Origin of the sequence: Microbacterium sp. Bi98 (assembly GCF_918698045.1) — a bacterium.
GTDB lineage: Bacteria > Actinomycetota > Actinomycetes > Actinomycetales > Microbacteriaceae > Microbacterium.
Genome location: NZ_CAKKLK010000002.1, coordinates 519,158 through 541,059, shown reverse-complemented (window position 1 = coordinate 541,059; position 21,902 = coordinate 519,158). Strand labels below are relative to the sequence as shown.

The following is a 21,902-nucleotide window of genomic DNA, read 5'->3' as shown; positions in this document are numbered from 1 at the left end:
GAGACGATGCGCGAGGTCCGGGATCGCTGCGTCTGGTCGCAGCAGATCACCCATCGTGATCTCGTGCCGTATCTCATCGAGGAGTCGCACGAGGTGATCGACGCCGTCGAGGACGGCTCACGGGCCGACCTGCGTGAGGAGCTCGGCGACCTGCTCTGGCAGGTGCTGTTCCACGCCGCGATCGCTGCGCAGGACCCCGACGACCCGTTCGACATCGACGATGTCGCGGCCACGCTCACCGAGAAGATGGTGCGGCGGCATCCTCACGTCTTCGCGGACGAGGTCGCGACGACCCCTGAAGAGGTCCTGGTGCACTGGAACGCCGCGAAGGCGGCGGAGAAACGCGCGAGACGCAGCGTCCTCGACGGGATCCCGCGCGGTATGCCGGCGCTCGCGCTGGCACAGAAGGTCGCCGGTCGAGCCGAGGGGGCCGGCGTCGTCGTCGCCCGGACCGACGCGGACGGGGCTGGACCGGCGCCCTCCTCGGAAGCAGAGCTCGGCGACGCACTTCTCCGCCTCGTGGCGGTCGCGCGCGCCGAGGGCTGGGATGCCGAACGAGCGCTGCGCGAACGGCTCCGAGCGGTCGAGGCCGAGGTCCGCGAGGCGGAATCCGAAGCCTGAGTCCACGGCCTGGCCCGCCGACCTGGAAAGATGGAGGCGTGGCTACTGTGAACCCGCCGCGCGGAATGCGCGACATCCTCCCCGCCGACAAGGCTCGCCGCGAGCGCGTCCTCTCCGTGATCCGTGATCGTTACCGCTCGCACGGGTTCGACGAGATCGAGACCCCGGCGCTCGAGGAGTACTCGCGACTGCACGCCGGCATCGGCGGCGACAACGAGAAGCTCGCCTACAACGTGCTGCGCCGCGGCCTCGATGCGGATGCCATCCGCGACGCCGCCGACGACCAGGGCGCCCTGGCCGACCTCGGTCTGCGATACGACCTCACGGTTCCGCTCGCGCGCTTCTACGCGAGCAATCGCGCTCAGCTCCCCGGTGTGTTCCGCGCGATCCAGATCGGTCCGGTCTGGCGTGCTGAGCGACCGCAGAAGGGGCGCTACCGCCAGTTCGTGCAGTGCGACATCGACATCATCGGCGACGACTCGTCGCGCGCGGAGGCCGAGCTCATGGTCGCCTCGCTCGATGCGGTCGACGCACTGGGTCTCGAGGGCGCCACCGTGCGCATCAACGACCGCCGTGCGCTGGACTGGATGCTCGACAGCTTCGGCTTCACGGGCGACGAACGTCCCGGGGTCCTCATCACGATCGACAAGCTCGACAAGATCGGGCCCGACGGCGTCGCCGCCGAGCTGCGCGAGCGCGGTTCGGCGCCATCGGCCGTCGACGCGTTCGAAGCCTTCCTCCTGCGCCCGCAGACCATGGAGTACAACCCCTTCGGCGAACGTCAGATCCGCAAGGCGCTTCCCGACGGTGCCCCCGACGAGATCGTCGGACACCTCGTCGCGATCGGCGAGGCCGTCGCCGCCGGCCGAGGCGCGACCGACATCCCGCTGGTCTTCGACCCGTTCCTCGTGCGCGGCATGGGCTACTACACGGGCACGATCTTCGAGCTGGCCCACCCTTCGGTGTCGTACTCGCTCGGCGGCGGCGGTCGCTATGACGGCATGATCGGCCGCTTCCTCGGCCAGCAGGTCCCTGCCGTCGGGTTCTCGCTGGGCTTCGAGCGCCTCGTCGACCTCGTGACGGCGGGCGCGGATGCCGGCGAGCGCGCCGTCGTGCTCATCCACGACGCCGACGTGCCGGTCGCCGAGCTCGTCATGCACAAGGCGGGTCTCGTGGGCTCCGGGGCGCGAGTGCGGCTGGAACGACGCACGAAGAACGTGAAAGCCCTGCTCGAGCGCTCGGCCGCCGACGGATACACGGAGTTCGCGACCGTCTCGTCGGGCACCTCGGAGCTGGAGCTCAAGCCCCTCTCCTGAGTTCGGCGGATGCCGTTCACTCGGCGTTCACGCCGTTCCGGTCGAATCGGGACATGAGCCGACCGCCGTTCGTCGCCGTCGCGGCGGTGGGTGTCGCCACCGCGGTGGCCGCCGCCGGAATCCGGGTCGTCCTCACCCGACAGGCCGCGATCGCACGTCGACGCATCGGCAAGCCGCTCGGTGAGGAGTCGATCGACGCCGACCGCGTCTGGCGTCGTTCGCTCGACGGCATGCCGATCGATCTGCTCGTGCTCGGAGACTCGCTGGCGGCGGGCCTCGGCGCCGAGCGGCGCAAGGAGACACTGGGCGGACGACTCGCCAAGGGTCTGGCGCGACGGATGCGACGACCGGTCCATCTGCGCACGGCCGCCGTCGTCGGGTCCGAATCGCCCGACCTCGCCGCCCAGCTCGACGCGCTGCCCGAGGACTACGCCCCGCATGTCGCCGTGATCGTGGTCGGGGGCAACGACGTGACGCACCGCATCCCCGTCGCCGTCTCGACGCAGCACCTGCGGGAGGCCGTCCGACGGCTGCGTGCTCGGGGTACGGAGATCGTGGTCGGCACCTGTCCCGATCTCGGAGCCCTCCGCCCGGTACCGCAGCCTCTGCGGCGCCTGATGTCGAGCATGTCCCGTCGACTCGCCAGGGTACAGGCCGAGGCCGCTCGTGCCGAGGGCGCGCACCCCGTCGACCTCCGCCGCGCCGTCGGCCCGATGTTCTTCGACGTTCCGGAGGCGATGTTCAGCCTCGATCGCTTCCACCCGAGTCCGCTCGGCTATCGGCGCACGGCGGAGGCACTGCTCCCGGCCGCGTGTCGGGCTGCCGAGACCGCGCTCAGCTCGCGCCGTCAGACGGGGCAGCACTGAAGGACGCCGCCCAGTCGGCGACCCGCCGTGCGCTCTCCTCGTCCGAGAGGTCTTCGACCCGGGTCATCACCGACCATCGCACGCCGAACGGATCCCGGATGCTGGCGAATCGGTCTCCCGACACGAACGCCGACGGAGCCTCGCGCACGGTTGCGCCCGCGGCGACGGCACGCTCGACGACGGCGTCGACGTCCGAGACATAGAGTCCCATCGAGTAGCAGTCGTCGTCTCCCGACGGCGCAGAAACCAGATGATAGTCGGGGCTCGGCTCGCCCAGCTGCAGGTGGCCGAACCCGAAGTCGAGGTCCGCATGGGCGACGACACCGCCGAACTCCGTGACATCGATGACGCGAGCGCCGAAGACGTCCCGGTAGAACTCGATCGCCTCCCGTGCCCGGGGGACCGCGAGGAAGGGAGTGAGGGAGGTCGCGCTGTTCGGTCGGCCGTCCGTGGTGTGCTCGCCGGTCACGCCGGTCCTGTTCTCGGTGCTCATGCAGCCACAGTAGGGAGCAGTCGCAGACGCGCGCTTGAACTTGCGCGACACGATCGTGCGCCGGGTCATAGGGTCGAGGCATGGACGTCGACGACCTCGGACCGACCGTGTCCGCCATGCGGGTCACTGTGACGATCCTCGCGGGCGGCTAGCGATGCGTGCGACCCGCGGTGTGCTGTATCCGGCCCGGCTGCCGGACTTCCATCGTCTGCCGCCTGCGACCGCCGCGCGGGACCTCGCGGTGTGGTTCTGGATTCCCGAGTGGAGCATCGAGCCCGCTCGATCGTCTCGCCAGGAGATCGTCGGCTACCCGGCGCTGAACCTCGTCGTCGAGAACGGTGACGTGAGTCTGTCCGGGGCGACGACACGGGCTTCGCATCGCGAGCTGACCGGCACGGGCTGGGCAGTGGGCGCCCTGCTGCGACCCGCAGCTGTCGCGGCCCTCATCGACGACCCTGCCGCACTCGTCGATTCCGAGCAGCCGGTTGTCGCTCCCGAGCTCGCGGACGGGGTCAGTGCTGCGATGGCGTCGGGGGAGGGGCACCGCGAACGCGCCGTCGCGGTGTTCTCGGAGTGGCTCGCTCGTCGGGTCGGACCCCTCGACGACAGTGCGAGGCATGCGAACGCGCTGGTCGAGGTGCTCATGGAGGAGGGCGCGGCCGACTCGGTCGAGGAGGCCGCGACCCGACTCGCGGTCTCGCTGCGCACGCTGCAGCGCCTCGCCCATCGTCACGTCGGAGTGTCGCCGGCCGCCATGATCCGGCGCCGCAGGCTGCAGGAGGCCGCGGAGCACCTGCGTCTGCACCCAACGGTCGATCTGGCGGATCTCGCCGCCGACCTGGGGTACGCGGATCACGCCCATCTCACCCGCGACTTCCGGAACGTGCTCGGAATCGCGCCCCGCGCGTACCGGGCGTCCTCCGCGCAGGACGTTCGGAGCGCTGCCGCGCCACCCTGATCAGCGCGCGAGCCGCAGCCGGATCATCCGATAGAGCACACCGACCAGCACGACCGCGGTACCCGCCACCGGAGCCACCACCGGCAGCGTGTTCACGAGCACGAGGCACCCGAGCGCACCGACGACCTGCAGCACCCGCGGATAGCGGCGAGCCGCAGTGCGCTGGCGGAAGGCCGCCGCATTGGCGATGAGGTAGTACAGCAGCACACCGAACGAGGAGAAGCCGATCGCGTCGCGCAGATCGGCGACGAGCACGATCACCACGATGATGACCGCGATCGTGATCTCGGCCCGACGGGGTACGTGCCAACGCTCGTCGACCTTCGCGAGGAAGCGCGGCAGATCCTCTTCGCGGGCCATCGCCAGTGTGGTGCGACCGATGCCGGTCAGGAGGGCGAGCAGAGCTCCGAGCGAGGCGGCGGCCGCGGCCACGCGGACGACAGGAGCGAGAGCGGTCCACGCCGAGGCCGTGACGACATCGGCGAGAGGGGTGGTGCTCGTGACCGCGTCGCCGCCGAGCACGATCACGACCGTGATCGCGACGAGCGTGTAGACGACGACCGTGCCGCCGAGGGCCAGGGCGATCGCCCGGGGGATCGTCCGGGCGGGGTCGACGACCTCTTCGCCCATCGTCGCGATGCGCGCGTATCCCGCGAACGCGAAGAAGAGCAGGCCTGCGCCCTGCAGCACCCCGTACGCGGAGGCATCCGGAAGGGGAGCCGGGGCGGTAGACGAGGAACCGCCGAGGCCCACCGCGACCACCACAGCGAGTCCGAGCAGCGAGCACACGACGAGGATGCGCGTGACGAGGGCGGTTCGCGTCACGCCGAAGCAGTTGACCGCCGCGAGAGCGACGACGGCAGCGACGGCGACCGGCACCTGCCAGCCGTCCGGTGCGGCGTAGGCGGCGAAGGTCATGGCCATCGCCGCGCAGCTGGCGATCTTGCCGATCACGAAGCTCCATCCGGCGACGAATCCCCACCACGGGCCGATCTCGGCGCGGGCGTACGCGTAGGTGCCGCCGGCGACGGGATGCGCGGCGGCGAGCTGCGCCGAGGCGGTCGCGTTGCAGTAGGCGACGATCGCGGCGATCGCCAGGGCGATCAGGATGCCGCTTCCGGCGACTCCCATGGCCGGTGCCCACACGGAGAACACGCCGGCGCCGATCATCGAACCGAGACCGATCGCGACGGCGTCGACCAGTGTCAGGCGGCGGGCGAGGGGCATCCCGTCATCGTGGCACGTCCGGGTGAACGTCCGGTATCGCCGTCGCCGTCAGCCCCGAGCGGAGGTGACGCGCTGCTTCTCGCGGATGTAGACCTGTCGGCGGACTCTGGCGACGACGTCTCCGTCGCGGTCGGTGATGACGGTCTCGAACCACTCGAGCACCTTCGCACCGCCGTGCGCCCGCTCGCGGATCTCCTCGGCCCGCTCGCGGCTGACCTCGAACTCGGCGGTCAGCACCCCGCGCCCGGGCTTGACGAACTCGATCTCGCCCCGGGTGTCCCAGACGACATAGTCCCGGCCGAGCTGATGCATCACGAGCATGAAGAAGTACGGGTCCGTCATCGCGGACATCGAGCCGCCGAATGCCGTCTTCACGTAATTGCGGGTGAACACGTTGACGTGCAGCTCGACCGTGGCGTGCGTCCAGTCCTCGCTGAAGCGGCGGATGCGGATGCCGCTGAACAGATTGGGGACCCACAGGCTCATGCCCGTGGCGAGACGACGGGGAGTGATGCGCATGAGGTCAGTGTGGCCGACGGCCTGATCCGGACAAAGCTCGCTGGAGGGTTGCGACAGTTGTTATAGTTTATGTAGAACTACTAGAAGATTGGAGGACGGGATGCTGATCCGCATCGACGCCGACAGCGCTCGGCCGCTCTTCGATCAGGTCGCGGCATCCGTTCGCGCCGATGTCCTCGCCGGACGTCTCGTGCCGGGTGACCGGCTGCCTGCAGCCCGTGAACTCGCCGAGGCGCTCGAGATCAACCTGCACACCGTTCTCCGTGCCTATCAGCAGCTGCGCGACGAGGGGCTGATCGATCTGCGCCGTGGCAGGGGAGCGGTGGTGTCCGCTGCTGCATCTCCGCTCGCCGAGCTCTCACAGGACATCGCCGCGCTCGTCGCCCGCGCCGCAGCCCTCGGACTCTCTTCCTCGACACTGGCCGCGCTCATCAAGGAGACCGACGCATGACCCCCGAGATCCGCCGCGCCCGCACCGCCTTCTGGTGGGTCGGGGTCATCGTCCCCGCCGCTCTGATCGTGCTCGCCGCCGTCATCGTCCTGGCGTGGCTGCCCGACATCCCCGATCCTGCGGCGATCCACTGGGGCCTCGACGGGGCCGATGGCTTCGCGCCGCGGTGGACGCCACTGGTCATGCTGATCGGCCTGGGCGGAGGGATCGTGGCGATGTTCGCGATCATCGTCCTGGTCTCGCACAGGCTGCCCCCACGGGGCTCGGGCGGGCCGCTTCCCCAGTCGCAGTGGTCGACGACCGCCCGTCTGCTCGGAGCGGCCGGCCTCGCGATGGCGGGCCTGATGTCCATGCTCGCGATCACGACGACCGGCTCCCAGCGAGGGCTCTCCGATGCGACCGAGGCGCCCGACATCACCCTCTGGGTCCCGGTCATCGTCGCGATCGCCGCCGGCCTCGGGGTGATCGGATGGTTCGCGCAGCCGAAGGTGCCCGTCGCATCCGTCGCGTCCGCGGATCCGGCGGCACCTCTCCCTCTCGCCGACCACGAGCGCGCCGTGTGGATGAAGACCGTGAACGTGGCCCGCAGTGGCCAGGTCGTCCTCGGGATCAGCGTCTTCTTCACGGTCGCCGTGAGCGTGCTGCTGCTCGCCCGGGGCATCGCCGCCGGGTGGATCGTGGCGGGCATCACTGCGGTCCTCGTCATCGTCGTGGCGACGGGTCTGTCGTTCCGGGTGCGGGCGAGCACCGCTGGCCTTCGGGTGCGCTCCGTCGCCGGATGGCCGCGTCTCGAGATCGCCGCGGCCGACATCGCCAGCGCTCGCGCGGTGCAGGTCGACCCGTTCGCCGAGTTCGGCGGCTGGGGCTACCGAATCGGCACCGACGGGCGGCGCGGATTCGTGCTGCGCACCGGCGAGGCCCTCGAGATCACCCGCACAGACGGTCGCGTGTTCGTCGTCACCGTCGATGACGCCTCCACAGCGGCATCCGTCCTCGCTTCCGCAGCATCCCGATGATCGCACCGCACATCGACACCGAACAGCACATCGACACCGAACAGCACATCGACACCGAACAGCACATCGACACCGAACCGGGAGTCAATCCATGACCCGCATCAGAGCCGCATCCGTCGTCCTCTTCGTCGCGCTCGCGTGCGGGCTCGCCTGGCTCGTCGCCCTGCCGCTGTGGCTGGGCGACGGCCTCGCCGAGCCCAGCACCTGGTTCCTGCTGCCCGTGATGATGCTGACCCCCGCGCTCGCCGCGCTCGTGGTCACCTTCGCCCTGCGTGTGCCGGCACCGGGGGAGCGGCTCCGCTTCCTGGGCATCTGGCCCCTGCGCCCGGCGAGGCGGGTCGTCTGGCTGATGGTGGCGGGCTGGCTCGTCCCTCCGGTTCTCGTCGTGCTCGGCATCGTGGTCGCGGCGGCCTTCGGATGGGTGCAGCTCGACCCGACGTTCTCGGCGTTCTCCGCTGAGATCGCGAGGTCGCTGCCCGCCGGTGCGCCGATGCCCCCGATCGAGCTCATCGTGATCTCGCAGATCGTGATGATCCCTGTCGGCGCCCTGATCAACAGTGTGCTGGCGTTCGGCGAAGAACTCGGCTGGCGCGGGTGGCTCGTCCCGGCCCTGCGACCGCTCGGCACGTGGCCGGCACTCCTCATCAGCGGAGCGATCTGGGGCTTCTGGCACAGCCCGGTGATCCTGCTGGGCTACAACTTCGGGCGCACCGACATCACCGGCGTGCTGTTCATGATCGGCGGCTGCATGGCCTGGGGTGTGCTGCTGGGCTGGCTGCGTCTGCGCTCCGCATCGGTCTGGCCCGCCGTCCTCGCGCACGGCTCGCTGAACGCGGCCGCCGGACTCGTCCTCATCTTCGCCGCATCGCAGCCCGATCTCGCACTCGCCGGACCTCTCGGCGTCGCGGGATGGATCGTCGCGGCGGCGGTGATCGCCGCATTGGCACTCACGGGCCAGTTCCGTCGTCAGCCCGAGCTCGCGGGCGCGCCCGGGCGGCTGCTGTCCGCTCCCCGAGCCGGGAGGGGTCCGCAACCCTCTTGACGCTCTTCGGGGCTCACGGTTTGCTGAGGGCATGGAATCCACTCCCGCCGCCTGGTCGAATGCCGACGCCTATCTCGCTGATCTCCTCGTCGGTCATGATCCGCAGCTGGAGGCGGCGCTGGCCGCTCAGCACGATGCCGGTCTTCCCGAGATCGAGGTCGCGCCGGTCGGCGGCAAGCTCCTCAACCTCCTCGCCCGCATCAGCGGCGCTCGCCGCGTGCTGGAGATCGGAACGCTCGGCGGGTACTCGACGATCTGGCTCGCACGGGCGGTGGGTCCCGAGGGGCGGGTGATCACCGTCGAGGCCGAAGCGGACAACGCCGCCGTGGCCCGCGCGAGCATCGATGCCGCCGGCGTCGGAGACCGCGTCGACATCCGGATCGGCCGAGGTGCCGACGTGCTCCCCACGCTGGTCGGCGGCTTCGACCTGGTCTTCATCGACGCCGACAAGGAGTCGAACACGGTCTACCTCGACTGGGCCGCGAAACTGGGCCATCCCGGAACCGTGATCGTGCTCGACAACATCGGACGGGAGGGTGAGATCGTGCGCGACGATGCGGCCGACCCCAAGGTCGTCGGCACCAGGGATGCACTGCGGATGCTGGGCGAGGACCCGCGCTTCGACGCCACCGCGCTGCAGACGGTCGGTGTCAAAGGCTGGGATGGCGTCGCGCTCGCTGTCGTCGTGTGAACCTCCGACCCCGACCCGGGTGCTGAGGTTCGGGCGGGCTAGACTGGGCGCGGATCGACGACGCTCCACACACCTTTTCTCTGAGCAAGGAGCACATCAGTGGCACTGATCGAGGCTGTAGGCGCACGCGAGATTCTCGACTCGCGCGGAAACCCGACCGTTGAGGTGGAGGTGCTCCTCGACGACGGCGTAGTCCAGCGGGCAGCCGTCCCGTCGGGTGCATCCACCGGCGCATTCGAGGCGTACGAGCTGCGCGACGGCGACAAGAGCCGTTATGGCGGCAAGGGCGTGCTCAAGGCCGTCGACGCCATCATCGACGAACTCGGACCGGCGCTCGAGGGCATCGAGGCGAGCGAGCAGCGCATCGTCGACGAGATCCTGATCGAGACCGACGGCACCGAGAACAAGCAGCGCACCGGCGCCAACGCGATCCTCGGCGTCAGCCTCGCCGTCGCGAAGGCCGCGGCCGACTCGGCCGATCTGCCCCTGTTCCGCTACCTGGGCGGCCCCAACGCGCACGTGCTGCCCGTGCCGCTCTTCAACGTGATCAACGGCGGCGAGCACGCCGACAACGGCATCGACATGCAGGAGTTCTTCCTCGCGCCGATCGGCGCCGAGACGTACTCCGAGGCGCTTCGCTGGGGTGTCGAGACCTACCACGTGCTGCGCGGCGAGCTGAAGGCCGCCGGCTACGCGACGGGCCTCGGCGACGAGGGCGGCTTCGCCCCCGACCTGCCCAGCAACCGCGAGGGTCTCGACTTCCTCGTCAAGGCGATCGAGAAGGCCGGCTTCAAGCCGGGCACCGAGATCGCGCTCGGCCTCGACGTCGCAGCGACCGAGTTCTTCAGCGACGGCGTGTACCGCCTCGACAACAAGGACTGGACCGGCCCCGAGCTGATCGAGTACTACCAGGGTCTGGTCAACGACTTCCCGATCGTCACGATCGAGGACGCCCTCGCCGAGGACGACTGGGACAACTGGAAGCTCCTCACCGACGCTCTCGGCTCGAAGGTCCAGCTCGTCGGAGACGACCTGTTCGTCACCAACCCGACGCGTCTGGCTGACGGCATCAAGCGCGGCGTCGCCAACTCGCTGCTCGTGAAGGTCAACCAGATCGGAACGCTCACCGAGACGTTCGACGCGGTCAGCCTGGCGCAGCGCTCGGGTTACACCGCCATGCTGTCGCACCGCTCGGGTGAGACCGAGGACACGACGATCGCCGACCTCGTGGTCGCGACGAACGCGGGTCAGATCAAGGCGGGTGCGCCTGCTCGCAGCGAGCGCGTCGCGAAGTACAATCAGCTTCTGCGCATCGAGGAAGAGCTGGGCGACGCGGCTGTCTTCGCCGGCCGCTCCGCGTTCCCGCGCTACCAGGGCTGAACACAGCTGAGACAGACAGAAGCCGCCTGAGCGGCTCGAACGAAGGAGGAGCCGTGGCACGACGACCGGCTCCTCCTTCGGCGTCTCCGGGGTCGACCCGGCCCGCCTCAGCGCCGCCGTCGCCCGCACGGCGCACCGCGGGTCGGACGCCCCGGGGTGCGGCGAGCAGAGGCGCGCAGGACCGCAGGGTCGATGTGCGCGAGTGGGCCTCCGGCATCCGCCTGTCGGCCTTCTCGGTCATCATGCTGTCTCTCGTGGTCCTCGGCGCGTGGGTGCTGGTGCCGACCCTCGGCACCTTCATCGATCAGAGGCAGAAGATCTCGGCTCTGGAGCAGTCGATCCAGGTCTCCGAAGACCAGATCGCCGCGCTCGAGAAAGAGCGTGAACGCTGGAACGACCCGGCGTACATCACCACCCAGGCGCGTGAGCGCCTGTATTACGTCAAGCCCGGCGAGGTCGTGTACCTGATCGACAACGACCTCGACCCCGCCGCGCTTCCGCAGCAGCAGGGCCCGGTCAGCGACACGCTCGAGGAGACGCCCTCCGACTGGATGCCGCAGCTCCTGCGCACTCTGACGTCCGCCGGACTCAGCGACACGGCCGCAGTCGCCCGCTGACCTGCGCCGCCGCCGCACGGGGCGTGTGCTCCGAGCATCCTCCCGGTCGGCTCCCGTACGCTGGTCGGGTGACCACGCCGCCATTCCCCGCCCCCACGACCGCCGAACTCGCCGTGGTGTCGGCCCAGTTGGGGAGAACCGCTCGCGGCGTCGTCGGCATCGCAGCCCGTTGCGTCTGCGGCAACCCCACGGTCGTCGCCACCACGCCGAGGCTGCCGGACGGAACGCCGTTCCCCACCTTCTACTACCTCACCCACCCTGCCGCGACTGCGGCCATGTCGACTCTCGAGGCCACGCAGGTCATGCCGGAGCTCGCGGCGCTCCTCGCCGAGGACGACGGGGTCGCGGCGGCCTACCTCGCGGCGCACGAGGCCTACCTCGCCGATCGTGCGCAGTTCGGCGAGGTCACTGAGATCGACGGCATCTCGGCGGGCGGCATGCCCACGCGCGTCAAGTGCCTGCACGCTCTGGCCGGTCACGCTCTCGCGGCCGGCCCCGGCGTGAACCCGATCGGTGACGTGGCGCTCGAGCGTTCGACGTGGTCTCCCGAGAAGTGCCGGTGCGACGCCCCGGGTGCGGCCCTGCGCGACGTCGAGGCGTCGACCGAATGAGGCCGCCGCGGATGCTGCGCAACGGCGTCGCGGTGGCGACGATCGTGGCATCCGTCCTGCTCCTCGGCGCAGCGGCGACGCCGCCGCCGGTGCCCGATGATCCTGCCGATCCGGTGCGCGCCGCCGAATACTGGCTCGATGGCGCCGGGATCCGAGACGCCTGGCAGACCACCCGCGGCGACGGAGTGACCATCGCCGTCATCGATACCGGGATCGCCAAGGTCCCGGGAGTGTTCGACGGGGCCGTCGTCGGCGGCACGGACGTGTCCGGCACCGGGACACCCGACGGGCGCACCCCGGTGGGTGCCATCGACGGCAATCACGGCTCGTGGGTCGCATCCCTCGCCGCCGGGCGCGGCGCGGCCGACGGCAAGGGCATGATCGGCGTCGCCCCCGAAGCCGATCTGCTCTCGATCTCCGTGGGGTTCGGCGCAGCTGCCGCCGTGCCGTTCACCGAGCAGGTGGCGAAGGCGATGCGCTGGGCGGTCGATCACGGGGCGGACATCATCAACCTCTCGTTCACCACGAACACGCTGGACTGGGACAAGAGTTGGGACGACGCGTTCCTCTACGCCTTCGAGAACGACGTCGTGGTCGTGGTCGCGGCGGGCAATCGGGGGAGCGGCACCGACATCATCGGCGCCCCCGCGACGATCCCCGGCGTGCTCACGGTCGGCGGAGTCGATCAGACGGGCACGGCGAGCATCGAAGCCTCGACGCAGGGGATCACCATCGGCATCGCGGCACCCAGCGAGGGCCTGCGCGGCGTCTCGGCGGACGGCACGGTCGTGCCCTGGAGCGGCACCAGCGGTGCGGCGCCCATCGTCGCGGGCATCGCGGCCCTCGTCCGGTCCGCGCATCCCGAGCTCGATGCCGCCAACGTCATCAACCGCATCATCAAGACGGCGATCGAGGTCCCCGGCATGGCGGATCCTCCCGACCCCCTCTACGGCTATGGTCTGGTGGATGCCGAGGCGGCGATCAGCGGGGACGTGCCCAAGGTCTCCGAGAACCCCATGGGAGACCTCGCCGAGTGGGTCCGCCTGTTCCGTCGGGCGGAGACCGTCCCGCAGCCGGAACCCACCGCCGCGCCGGTCGAGGTCCCGCCTCTGCCGGATGCGGACGCGCCGACGGAAGCCGGTTCACCGCTGCTTCCCAGCGCTGAATCGCTGCGCTACGGTACCCTGCCGCTCATCGCGCTCACAGTCCCTGGTATCCTGATAGCGCTTGGCGTCACCGCAGCTGCCCGGCGCATCCGATCGGCGCGCGCACGCACGCCACATTCCTGACTCCCGAGGAGTTGTCCCCCTGTGCCTCAGAACAGCACTGTGCCCAAGATTCTGATCGTCGGTGGAGGCTATGCAGGCTTCTACACGGCGTGGAAGCTGGAGAAGCACCTTCGCAAGGGTGAAGCAGACGTCACCATGGTCGACCCGCTGCCGTACATGACGTACCAGCCGTTCCTCCCCGAGGTGGCCGCCGGCTCGATCGAAGCCCGACACTCGGTGGTCGCCCACCGTCGTCACCTCAAGCGCACGAACGTGCTCACCGCCAAGGTGACCGGAATCAACCACGCCGAGAAGGTCGCGACGATCACGCCTCCCGTGGGTGAGCCGTACGAGTTCGCGTACGACCAGATCGTGGTGACCGCGGGTGCCGTCTCGCGCACCTTCCCGATCCCGGGCATCGCAGACAACGCGATCGGCCTGAAGACGATCGAGGAGGCCGTCGCGATCCGTGACCGCCTGATGTCGAACTTCGACAAGGCGGCGTCGCTGCCTGCGGGCCCCGCGCGTGATCGCCTGCTCTCCGTCGTCGTCGTCGGCGGTGGCTTCGCCGGCATCGAGGTGTTCGCCGAGCTGCGCTCGCTCGCCTCGTCGCTGGTCAGCAAGTACCCGCAGCTGACCTTCGACGACACCCACTTCCACCTCATCGAGGCGATGGGGCGCATCATGCCCGAGGTCTCGCTGCAGACGAGCGAGTGGGTGCTCAAGGACCTCGCGAAGCGCGGCGCCAACGTGCACCTCGACACGCAGCTCACCAGCGCGGTCGACGGCAACGTCGAGCTGTCGACGGGTGAGGTCATCCCCACCGATCTGATCGTCTGGACCGCCGGTGTCATGGCGAACCCGACGGTGGTGCGCGGTGGCGACCTCCCGATCGAGGAGCGCGGCCGCATCCAGACCCGTGCAGACCTCCGTGTCGGCACCCCCGAGGCCTTCGTTCCCGGGGCCTGGGCCGCCGGTGATGTCTCTGCCGTCCCCGACCTGTCCGGTGGTGGCGTCGGCGGCTTCTGCGTGCCGAACGCCCAGCACGCCGTCCGTCAGGCGAAGCTCCTCGCGAAGAACATCGTCGCCGTGCTGCGTGGCGAGGACCCGAAGGAGTACTTCCACAAGAACCTCGGCGCCGTCGCGGGCCTCGGGCTCTACAACGGTGTCTTCCAGTCCGGCAAGATCGCCCTCAAGGGGTTCGTCGCCTGGGTCGCCCACCGTGGATACCACGGCCTCGCGATGCCCACGTGGGAGCGCAAGTTCCGCGTGGTGTGGGGCTGGTGGAACAACCTGTGGCTCGGTCGCGACCTGGTGAACCTCGAGACGGTCCAGAACCCGCGCTATGTCTTCGAGGAGTTCGCCGCTCGCCCGCGTCCGGCCGCCGATGCGCCGGCTCCCGCCGTCACGGCTCCGGCCGCGCAGGCGACCGCCGTCGACAAGGCTGCTGACGAGAAGCCCGCCGGCCAGAAGACCGGTGCCAAGAAGCCGGCCGCCAAGAAGACCGCCGAGACGGCTGCCGCCAAGTAGTCCTCTCCTCGAACGCCCCGATTCCTCCGGAGTCGGGGCGTTCGTCGTCTCCGCCGACGGGGCGTGTCTCGCACCCCGTTCATAGGCGCGCTTGCTACCGTCGGCAGCGCAAGGGGAGTACTCCCGTCTGCGGTGGTGTCGTCATTACGGATACGAGGTCGTGTCCCGGCCCACCGGCCCGTGAGGGTGGAGGAGACCTGGCGTCCGTATCCGCGGACGGCCAAGGACCCCTCACCGCACCGCTGTCGAGACCCGTGGTCGTCCACACCACGAAGGAATCGTCACCATGGGAAAACTCAACCGACTGCTCGGGATGGCCGCTCGCGCCCTCGATCTCGACGAGAGCGGATCCCGCACGGATCGCGACGGCTCGCGGGGGCAGACGCCTCCCGCGCCCGGACGGCGTCACCCGGAGAATGATCGATACTCTCCTCCGCCGGTGCACCGGACGTCGCGTGACCCGTACTCTCCGCCTCCTGCCGGTGCCGCCTCCGCCTCCCGTGCAGCCGGATCGGGGTCGGATGCCGACCGGGCCGCGATCGCACGGTACGACTACCTGCTCGAGACCGCCGATCCGCACCGCATCGAGCAGATCCATCGCGAGGCGTTCGCGCGGCTGACGCCGGCGCAGCGCGCGCAGGTGCAGGAGCGCATGAGCACGGAGCTCGCGCCCGGCGAACGCCCGACCTCGTCCTCGCCGGAGGATCTCGCACGTGCGGCCGGGCGCTCCGAGGCGGCGCACCCCGGACGCATGCGCGGCATCCTGTCGCGGGTGCGCGGGTTCGGCGCTGCCGGTGCCGTCGGCGGCGCCGCCGTGGGCGCGTTGGGCATCGTGGCGGTCGGCGCCGTCGGCAGTGCCGTCGCCGCCCCCCTTCTCGAGCAGGCGGCCGGGCTCGGTGTCGACTTCGACGCGCTCGCGCAGGGTGTCGACGTCGAGGCGATCGCGAGCGGACTCGGCGGCGAGGAGCTCGCGGGAGCCGCTGAGGGTGTTCTCGGATCGGCCGGTGAGACCGTCTCGGGCCTCGGCGACGCCGCGAGCGAATGGGGTCAGCGGCTCGGCGACCTGGGCATCCCCGGAATCGGCGATCTGTTCGGCCGATGAGCGGCGCGATCATGGCGGCCGCCGAGTCATCGCCGTCGGATCACGGATTCTCCGGCCTCACCGGGTTCGCCGCCGACGTCCTCACCCAGCTCGGCGACATCGGGGTGGGCGTGCTGGTGTTCCTCGAGGTGCTCGTCCCGCCCATTCCGAGCGAGGTGATTCTCCCGTTCGCCGGCTACCTGAGTCAGAGCGGCGACCTCACGCTCGGCTGGCTGATCGTGTGGAGCACCCTCGCCTCATGGATCGGGGCGCTCCTGCTCTACTGGCTCGGGGCGGCCATCGGCATCGAGCGGGCCGTGCGGCTTCTCGCGGCCACCAAGCTGGTCAGCCGCGGCGATCTGGACCGGGGAGTGGCCTGGTTCCAGCGAAGCGGAGGGTGGACGGTGCTCGTGGGGCGGATGGTCCCCGGAGTCCGCAGCCTGATCTCGATCCCTGCGGGTGCCACGCGGATGAACCTGGCGCGATTCAGCGTCTACACCATCGTGGGCAGCGGCCTGTGGAACACTCTGCTCATCGGGGTGGGTGCCCTGCTGGGAACCCAGCACGAGCAGCTCGAGCACCTGCTCGGGTATCTCGACTACGCCGTGTATTCAGCGCTGGCGATCGCCGTCGGTGTGCTGGTCCTGCGCCGAATCCGTGAGGCGCGCGGGTCGGCATCCGCGAACGGACAGACCCGCGGCGCGGCAGATGGACGCGCGGATGGCTGAGAAGCGCGCTGTGCCCCCGCTGGGACTCGAACCCAGACTGAAGCGATTTTAAGTCGCCTGCCTCTGCCATTGGGCTACGGGGGCTCCATGTGACTGGCTCAGATTACACGGGTATATCGGCCGCTCCGGCGCCGCATCCCGCACGGACAGGGCGAAGGGAGACGGGCGTCCCAGCGCCCGTCTCCCTGTGATGCTGCTGAGACAGCATCGCTACCCCCCGGCAACCGGCCGGGCACGGCCGGTGAGCCGCCACGAATGACGGCCTCAGTGATAGAGACGGCGACCGTGGATGTTCATTACGAGCATTGCGGCTAAAGTACCGGGATTCCGGACGTGGCCGTACGACTGCGCTGCGACTCGATCTCAGAAAGCATGAATCCGCGTCCGCGCTGGACATAGGGTGGGGGAGTGCTCGACCTCATCGCCGATATGAGCCCCGATCAGGGACGAAACGCAGTCTCCCCCGAGTGGCACGACCCGTCACGGTACTGGCCGCGCCTGTCTGCGGCGACCGGCCACCTCTCTGCTCCCGTGGCGGTGATCGACAGAGAAGCGCTCCGGCACAACGCCCTGGATCTGCTGGTCCGTGCGGGCGGACTGCCGATCCGCGTCGCCTCGAAGTCGGTGCGCGTGCGCTCGGTTCTCGACGCGGTGCTGCAGCTTCCCGGCTACCGGGGGATTCTCGCGTTCACCCTCGCCGAAGCGCTCTGGCTCGCCGAGACCCATGACGACATCGTGATCGGCTACCCGACGGTCGATCGCGCGGGACTCGCGCAGCTCTTCGAATCCGAAGAGGCGGCTCGGCGCATCACGCTCATGGTCGACGACCCGGCGCATCTCGACATCGTCGACAGCGTCGCGCCTGCCGGCCATCGCCCCGACATCCGTGTCGCGATCGACGCGGACGCCTCACTGCGATCGGCGGCGCTCGGTCATATCGGCGTCCGCAGGTCCGCGCTGTTCACTCCGGGAGAGGTGGCGGCCTTCGCTCGCACGATCGTCCGCCGCCCCGGCTTCACGCTCGTCGGCCTGCAGATGTACGAGGCCCAGATCGCCGGGCAGGGCGACAACGCGGGACCGGACGCGCCGGTGATCCGTCTGATGCAGGCGCGCTCCCGGTCAGAACTGCGAGACCGACGAGCCGCGATCGTCGGCGCACTCTCGGAGATCGCCCCTCTCGAGTTCCTCAACGGCGGAGGGACCGGCTCCCTCGAGTTCACCGGCAGCGACGAATCGCTGACCGAGGCGAGTGCCGGCAGCGGACTGCTCGGAGGGCACCTCTTCGACGGGTATCGATCCTTCCGCCCGGCACCGGCGTCGGCGTTCGCGTTCGACGTGGTGCGGCGGCCGGCCGCCGACATCGCGACCGTGCTCGGTGGCGGATGGATCGCCTCGGGCCCCGCCGTGACGTCGCGACAGCCGTCGCCCGTCTGGCCGCAGGGACTGCGCACTCTGTCGCGCGAGGCCGCGGGCGAGGTGCAGACACCGCTGCAGGGGCGAGAGGCCCAGCACCTCGGAGTGGGCGATCGGGTCTGGTTCCGCCACGCGAAGAGCGGCGAGCCTGCCGAGCGCATCGACAGCTACCAGCTCGTCTCCGGCGACGAGATCGTCGACGAGCTTCCCACGTATCGCGGCGAGGGGAAGGCGTTCCTGTGACCCGGATCGGCGGAACCTGGCAGAACTGGGGGCGGTCGGCGCAGGTGAAGCCGCTTCGCGTCGAGCGCCCGCGCACGCCGGAAGGCGTGCAGCGCGCCGTCCGGGCGGCTGTGTCGCAAGGTCTCACCGTGAAGGCGGTCGGAGCGGGGCACAGCTTCACGGGCATCGCCGTCGCCCCCGGGGTGCTCCTGGAACTCGACGACATGCAAGGACTCGTATCGGCCGACGCGTCCACCGGCCGCGCGACCCTGCTCGCGGGAACCCGGCTGCACCGCATCCCCTCACTGCTTGCGCCGTTCGGTCTCGCCATGGAGAACCTCGGCGACATCGACCGTCAGTCCATCTCCGGCGCGATCTCGACCGGGACCCATGGGACCGGGTCCGGGTTCGGAGGACTCGCCACACAGGTCGTCGCGGCGACCATGGTGACCGCAGCCGGCGAGTTCCTGAGAGTGGACGAGAGGCAGAACACCGATCTGCTGCCCGCGGTCACACTGGGGCTCGGCGCGCTCGGGATCCTGGTCGACATCACGCTGCAGTGCGTGCCGAACCTCCTCCTGGAGGCAGTCGACGAGCCAGCGCCTCTCGACGACGTTCTCGAGACCCTGCACAGTCGGGTCGAGGAATCGGACCACTTCGAGTTCTACTGGTTCCCGCACACGGACATCGCTCTGACCAAGAGACAGACCAGACTGCCGGAGTCGACTCGGCGGCAGCCTCTCCCCGTCGTAGGGCGCTGGATCGATGAGACCCTGCTCTCGAACGGCGTATACCGGGCGGTATGCGCCGCCGGGCAGGTGGCACCCGTCATCACTCCGCCGTTCAACAGGCTCGCGGTGAAGCTCACGGGCGACCGGCGCTACACCGAGCTGTCGCACCGCGTCCTGACACAGAGCCGCACGGTGCGGTTCCGCGAGATGGAGTACGCGCTGCCCGTCGAGAACGTCGTGCCGGCCTTCCGCGCTGTGCGCGAGCTCATCGAGCGACGAGGATGGCGCATCGAATTCCCGATCGAGGTGCGCTTCGCGGCGGGCGACGACAGGTGGCTGTCGACGGCGTACGGCAGGGCCACGGGGTACATCGCGGTCCACCGCTACTGGCGCGCCGATCCGTCGGTGTACTTCGAGGCCGTGGAACAGATCATGCTCGAGCACGGCGGACGCCCCCACTGGGGCAAGCTGCACACGCTGACCGCCGAGCAGCTGCGAGAGCGCTATCCGCGGTTCGACGACTTCACCGCCGTGCGCGACCGGCTCGACCCGGATCGCCGATTCACGAACCGATACCTGGATCGCGTTCTCGGCGCATGACGGGGCTGCAGCTGACCGTCGCACACCCAGTCGACGCGCAGGCTGCGCCGATAGGATGAGACAAACACGAGGAAGGGTGGGCCTCTGATGGAATGGCTCGTGCCGGTACTGATCGTCGTCGGTGTGATTCTGCTCATCGGAATCTACCTCTGGGCGACCTACAACTCGCTGGTGCAGCTCAACGTCCGCGTCGACGAGGCCTGGAGCGGCATCACGGTTCAGCTGAAGCGCAGAGCGGATCTGATACCCAACCTCATCGAGACGGTGAAGGGCTACGCCTCGCACGAGAAGGCGGTGTTCGAGAACGTCACGCGTGCGCGAGCGGAGACGCTGTCTGCCGGCAGCCCCGGCGAGGCGGGCATCGCCGAAGGTCATCTGCAGCAGGCGCTCCGCAGCCTGTTCGCGGTCGCCGAGGCCTATCCGCAGCTGCAGGCGAGCCAGAACTTCCTTCAGGTGCAGCAGGCCCTCGTCGACACCGAGGACAAGATCCAGGCTGCGCGCCGCTTCTACAACGGCGGGGTCCGCGAGCTGAACACCAAGATCAAGGTCTTCCCCAACAATCTCTTCGCCAAGGGACTCGGATTCACCGAGCGCGAGTTCTTCGAGGTCGCCGACAGCGGCGCGATCTCCGAACCGCCACGCGTGCAGTTCTGATGTGTCACAAGGCCCGATGCGCACCAGCGCATCGGGCCTTCTGCATGTCCGGCTGCCCGTGGCGAGTCGATCGCGGGGCCTGAGCGACGCTCACCAGACGTCGAGCTCCACAGCGTCACCCTCGACGGTCACGCCACCGCGGAGCGTCCAGGAGTCCGTGCGATACGTCTCGGTCCTCGGACTGCCGTCCTGACCTGTGCCAGACACGGTGGCGACGAGGACGCCCCCGTCGGCGACGAATCCACCGTCCGTGAGCTCCAGGACCGGCAGCTGCTCTATGCGGAACCGGACGTCGTCGACCGAGGCGAACTCGGTGCCCCAGGGGATCCTGATCCCGCATCCGTCGGGAACGGCGTCATCGGAGGCCTCCGCAGACGTGCACTCCTCGAGGTGGTCGTCCAGCGCCTGCTGTGCGGTCGTGCGCACATCGATCTCAGGCGTCGGTGCGCTGCTCGTCGCCGGGGGACCGGCAGCAGGGGACACATCGCCGGATGACAGCCACAGCCATGATGCCGCCACCACGACGACGAGAGCGGCACCGACGCCGCCGATCGCCCATGCCCTGCGGCGGTTCACGAGGGCACCTCTCTCGCGTGCACATGGCGACGCACGGACGTGTCCGGGCGAACCGAGAGTGCGGCGTGAAGAGCCTCTGCCGCGGTGCCCCACCGCGAGACCGAGACATGCGCGAGGCCCTGCCATTCCGCTGCGAGGGCCAGCTCTGCGGCGATCCGCTCAGCGTCGGCGTCAGGCCTGGCCTGAGGTTCCCACCAGGCCGACTGCACCTGAAGCGTCGACGTCGCGCGGTCGGCCTTCAGATCGACGCGGGCCACGATCCGGTCGCCGACGAGCACGGGCAGCGAGTAGTAGCCGTATCGCCGCTTGTCGGCGGGGACGTAGATCTCGATCCTGTAGTCGAGCTCGAAGGCGCGCAGCGCTCTGTCGCGGAACCAGACGACGGGATCGAACGGTGTCAGCAGCGCTGACGCGTCGATGCGGCGCGGCAGCACGGCATCCCGATGTCGCCAGCTCGGGAGCGGGCGCCCACCGCGGTCCCAGCCCCGCACCGACACCGGGAGCAGCTCGCCCGTGTCGACCAGATCGGCGATCGACTGCGAGACCGCCGCGCGATCGCGGATGCGGTGGTAGTCGGCGAGATCCGACTGCGTCGCGACTCCCGACGAGCGCGCCGCCCGACGTGTGAGCTCGCGGATCGCATCGTCCCGCGGCACGTGGCGCGACAGGATGGCGTCGGGGATCACCTGCTCGGCGAGAGCGTAGCTGCGCTCGAAACCCTTCCGACCGCTGATCGCGACGTCCCCGGTGCGCCACAGGTGCTCGAGCGCGAGCTTGACGTCATCCCAGTCCCACCATGTGCCGCGCTCGCGGGGCGCATCTTCTCGGAGATCCGCCGGTCGCAGTGGGCCCCGCGCCCTGAGCTCGTCCTGCACCCAGCGCAGCGTCCGCGTGTTCAGGCTCATCCACGAGTCGGCCGCCGCCCATCGAGCGCGGAAGTGATCCATCCGGAATCGCCACAGCGGCCAATCCTCGATGGGGATGAACGTCGCCTCATGAGCCATGTACTCGACGTAGTGGGTGGTCCGGGAGTGGAACACCCGATCGAACAGCGCCGGATCGTAGGCTCCCAGACGCGAGAACAGCGGCATGTAGTGCGACCTCGCGAACACGTTGACCGAGTCGATCTGCAGCACGCCCAGCCGATCCATCACCCGGTGGATGTGCCGGGCCGACACCGATGCGGGGCGTGCGCGGGAGAAGCCCTGCGCGGCCAGCGCGATGCGACGGGCCTGGGCGGAGCTGAGGGTCTCGGTCACCTCGTCAGGGTATCTCCGAGCGCCGACATCCG

General features: G+C 69.6%; 23 protein-coding genes and 1 tRNA gene. 18 read left to right on the top strand and 6 right to left on the bottom strand.

Translation table 11 applies throughout. The features are described 5' to 3' along the window. Positions 1 to 6: 6 nt before the first annotated feature. The 3 genes from LQZ85_RS06365 (at position 7) to LQZ85_RS06355 (ending at position 2,803) form a co-directional block, all read left to right on the top strand. Positions 7 to 621, top strand: a complete 615-nt coding sequence (locus LQZ85_RS06365; RefSeq protein ID WP_053099038.1) for a MazG family protein — start codon at positions 7 to 9, stop codon at positions 619 to 621. A gap of 65 nt (positions 622 to 686) precedes the next feature. After that, the gene (locus LQZ85_RS06360; protein WP_056277920.1) at positions 687 to 1,937 is read left to right on the top strand and encodes an ATP phosphoribosyltransferase regulatory subunit; all 1,251 of its coding nucleotides are present in this window, start codon (positions 687 to 689) and stop codon (positions 1,935 to 1,937) included. Positions 1,938 to 1,990: 53 nt separating this feature from the next. Beyond that, a complete protein-coding gene (locus tag LQZ85_RS06355) occupies positions 1,991 to 2,803 on the top strand; it encodes an SGNH/GDSL hydrolase family protein (RefSeq protein WP_230100676.1) in 813 nt (270 codons plus the stop codon). Here the strand turns inward: LQZ85_RS06355 and LQZ85_RS06350 are convergent. Further along, complete coding sequence (locus LQZ85_RS06350; protein WP_056279003.1) at positions 2,772 to 3,296, bottom strand: VOC family protein; 525 nt, start codon at positions 3,294 to 3,296, stop codon at positions 2,772 to 2,774. The genes LQZ85_RS06355 and LQZ85_RS06350 overlap by 32 nt on opposite strands. A 154-nt stretch (positions 3,297 to 3,450) precedes the next feature. On the opposite strand from LQZ85_RS06350, the gene LQZ85_RS06345 reads away from it, so the two are divergent. Further along, positions 3,451 to 4,254, top strand: coding sequence for a helix-turn-helix domain-containing protein (locus LQZ85_RS06345; protein ID WP_056277925.1), 804 nt, complete (start codon positions 3,451 to 3,453; stop codon positions 4,252 to 4,254). On the opposite strand, the gene LQZ85_RS06340 is transcribed toward LQZ85_RS06345, so the two are convergent. Then, on the bottom strand, positions 4,255 to 5,481 hold the full coding sequence (locus tag LQZ85_RS06340) for an APC family permease (RefSeq protein ID WP_056277928.1): 1,227 nt from the start codon (positions 5,479 to 5,481) through the stop codon (positions 4,255 to 4,257). 48 nt (positions 5,482 to 5,529) lie between these two features. Further along, entirely contained in the window at positions 5,530 to 6,000 is a 471-nt protein-coding gene (locus LQZ85_RS06335; protein WP_056277931.1) for a DUF4442 domain-containing protein, read from the bottom strand. 100 nt (positions 6,001 to 6,100) lie between these two features. Between LQZ85_RS06335 and LQZ85_RS06330 the strand changes: the two genes are divergently transcribed. From LQZ85_RS06330 to LQZ85_RS06280, 11 genes are all read left to right on the top strand, one after another. Continuing rightward, a complete protein-coding gene (locus LQZ85_RS06330) occupies positions 6,101 to 6,451 on the top strand; it encodes a GntR family transcriptional regulator (protein WP_056277934.1) in 351 nt (116 codons plus the stop codon). Beyond that, positions 6,448 to 7,467: a DUF1648 domain-containing protein gene (locus LQZ85_RS06325; RefSeq protein WP_056277938.1), complete on the top strand. Its 1,020-nt coding sequence runs from the start codon at positions 6,448 to 6,450 to the stop codon at positions 7,465 to 7,467. The genes LQZ85_RS06330 and LQZ85_RS06325 overlap by 4 nt, the downstream gene beginning before the upstream one ends. A gap of 91 nt (positions 7,468 to 7,558) precedes the next feature. Continuing rightward, positions 7,559 to 8,509, top strand: a complete 951-nt coding sequence (locus tag LQZ85_RS06320; RefSeq protein ID WP_056277941.1) for a type II CAAX endopeptidase family protein — start codon at positions 7,559 to 7,561, stop codon at positions 8,507 to 8,509. 31 nt (positions 8,510 to 8,540) lie between these two features. Next, the gene (locus tag LQZ85_RS06315; protein ID WP_053095503.1) at positions 8,541 to 9,200 is read left to right on the top strand and encodes an O-methyltransferase; all 660 of its coding nucleotides are present in this window, start codon (positions 8,541 to 8,543) and stop codon (positions 9,198 to 9,200) included. A gap of 99 nt (positions 9,201 to 9,299) precedes the next feature. Then, on the top strand, positions 9,300 to 10,580 hold the full coding sequence (gene eno, locus LQZ85_RS06310) for a phosphopyruvate hydratase (RefSeq protein ID WP_053095504.1): 1,281 nt from the start codon (positions 9,300 to 9,302) through the stop codon (positions 10,578 to 10,580). Positions 10,581 to 10,633: 53 nt separating this feature from the next. After that, entirely contained in the window at positions 10,634 to 11,197 is a 564-nt protein-coding gene (locus LQZ85_RS06305) for a septum formation initiator family protein (RefSeq protein WP_082586546.1), read from the top strand. Positions 11,198 to 11,265: 68 nt separating this feature from the next. Next, positions 11,266 to 11,808 carry a DUF501 domain-containing protein gene (locus tag LQZ85_RS06300; protein WP_053095505.1) on the top strand — a complete coding sequence of 181 codons (543 nt, stop codon included), beginning with the start codon at positions 11,266 to 11,268 and terminating at the stop codon, positions 11,806 to 11,808. After that, positions 11,805 to 13,097 (top strand): S8 family serine peptidase, encoded by a 1,293-nt coding sequence (locus LQZ85_RS06295; RefSeq protein WP_053095506.1) that lies wholly within the window; start codon positions 11,805 to 11,807, stop codon positions 13,095 to 13,097. Before LQZ85_RS06300 ends, LQZ85_RS06295 begins: the two co-directional genes overlap by 4 nt. Positions 13,098 to 13,136: 39 nt before the next feature. Then, the gene (locus LQZ85_RS06290; RefSeq protein WP_053099042.1) at positions 13,137 to 14,606 is read left to right on the top strand and encodes an FAD-dependent oxidoreductase; all 1,470 of its coding nucleotides are present in this window, start codon (positions 13,137 to 13,139) and stop codon (positions 14,604 to 14,606) included. A gap of 286 nt (positions 14,607 to 14,892) precedes the next feature. Continuing rightward, the gene (locus LQZ85_RS06285; RefSeq protein ID WP_056277944.1) at positions 14,893 to 15,708 is read left to right on the top strand and encodes a hypothetical protein; all 816 of its coding nucleotides are present in this window, start codon (positions 14,893 to 14,895) and stop codon (positions 15,706 to 15,708) included. Then, positions 15,705 to 16,415, top strand: coding sequence for a DedA family protein (locus LQZ85_RS06280; protein ID WP_056277947.1), 711 nt, complete (start codon positions 15,705 to 15,707; stop codon positions 16,413 to 16,415). Before LQZ85_RS06285 ends, LQZ85_RS06280 begins: the two co-directional genes overlap by 4 nt. A gap of 11 nt (positions 16,416 to 16,426) precedes the next feature. Here LQZ85_RS06280 and LQZ85_RS06275 read toward each other — a convergent pair. Further along, positions 16,427 to 16,499: transfer RNA gene (locus LQZ85_RS06275), tRNA-Leu, on the bottom strand. Between the two features lie 324 nt (positions 16,500 to 16,823). Here LQZ85_RS06275 and LQZ85_RS06270 point away from each other — a divergent pair. From LQZ85_RS06270 to LQZ85_RS06260, 3 genes are all read left to right on the top strand, one after another. Then, the gene (locus tag LQZ85_RS06270; protein WP_056277950.1) at positions 16,824 to 18,071 is read left to right on the top strand and encodes an alanine racemase; all 1,248 of its coding nucleotides are present in this window, start codon (positions 16,824 to 16,826) and stop codon (positions 18,069 to 18,071) included. Beyond that, complete coding sequence (locus LQZ85_RS06265) at positions 18,068 to 19,381, top strand: D-arabinono-1,4-lactone oxidase (protein WP_056277951.1); 1,314 nt, start codon at positions 18,068 to 18,070, stop codon at positions 19,379 to 19,381. The genes LQZ85_RS06270 and LQZ85_RS06265 overlap by 4 nt, the downstream gene beginning before the upstream one ends. A gap of 87 nt (positions 19,382 to 19,468) precedes the next feature. Continuing rightward, positions 19,469 to 20,035: a LemA family protein gene (locus LQZ85_RS06260; RefSeq protein WP_042542063.1), complete on the top strand. Its 567-nt coding sequence runs from the start codon at positions 19,469 to 19,471 to the stop codon at positions 20,033 to 20,035. Between the two features lie 90 nt (positions 20,036 to 20,125). On the opposite strand, the gene LQZ85_RS06255 is transcribed toward LQZ85_RS06260, so the two are convergent. Continuing rightward, positions 20,126 to 20,611, bottom strand: a complete 486-nt coding sequence (locus tag LQZ85_RS06255; protein ID WP_056277954.1) for a hypothetical protein — start codon at positions 20,609 to 20,611, stop codon at positions 20,126 to 20,128. Next, on the bottom strand, positions 20,608 to 21,870 hold the full coding sequence (locus tag LQZ85_RS06250) for a crosslink repair DNA glycosylase YcaQ family protein (RefSeq protein ID WP_056277957.1): 1,263 nt from the start codon (positions 21,868 to 21,870) through the stop codon (positions 20,608 to 20,610). The genes LQZ85_RS06255 and LQZ85_RS06250 overlap by 4 nt, the downstream gene beginning before the upstream one ends. Positions 21,871 to 21,902 lie beyond the last annotated feature (32 nt).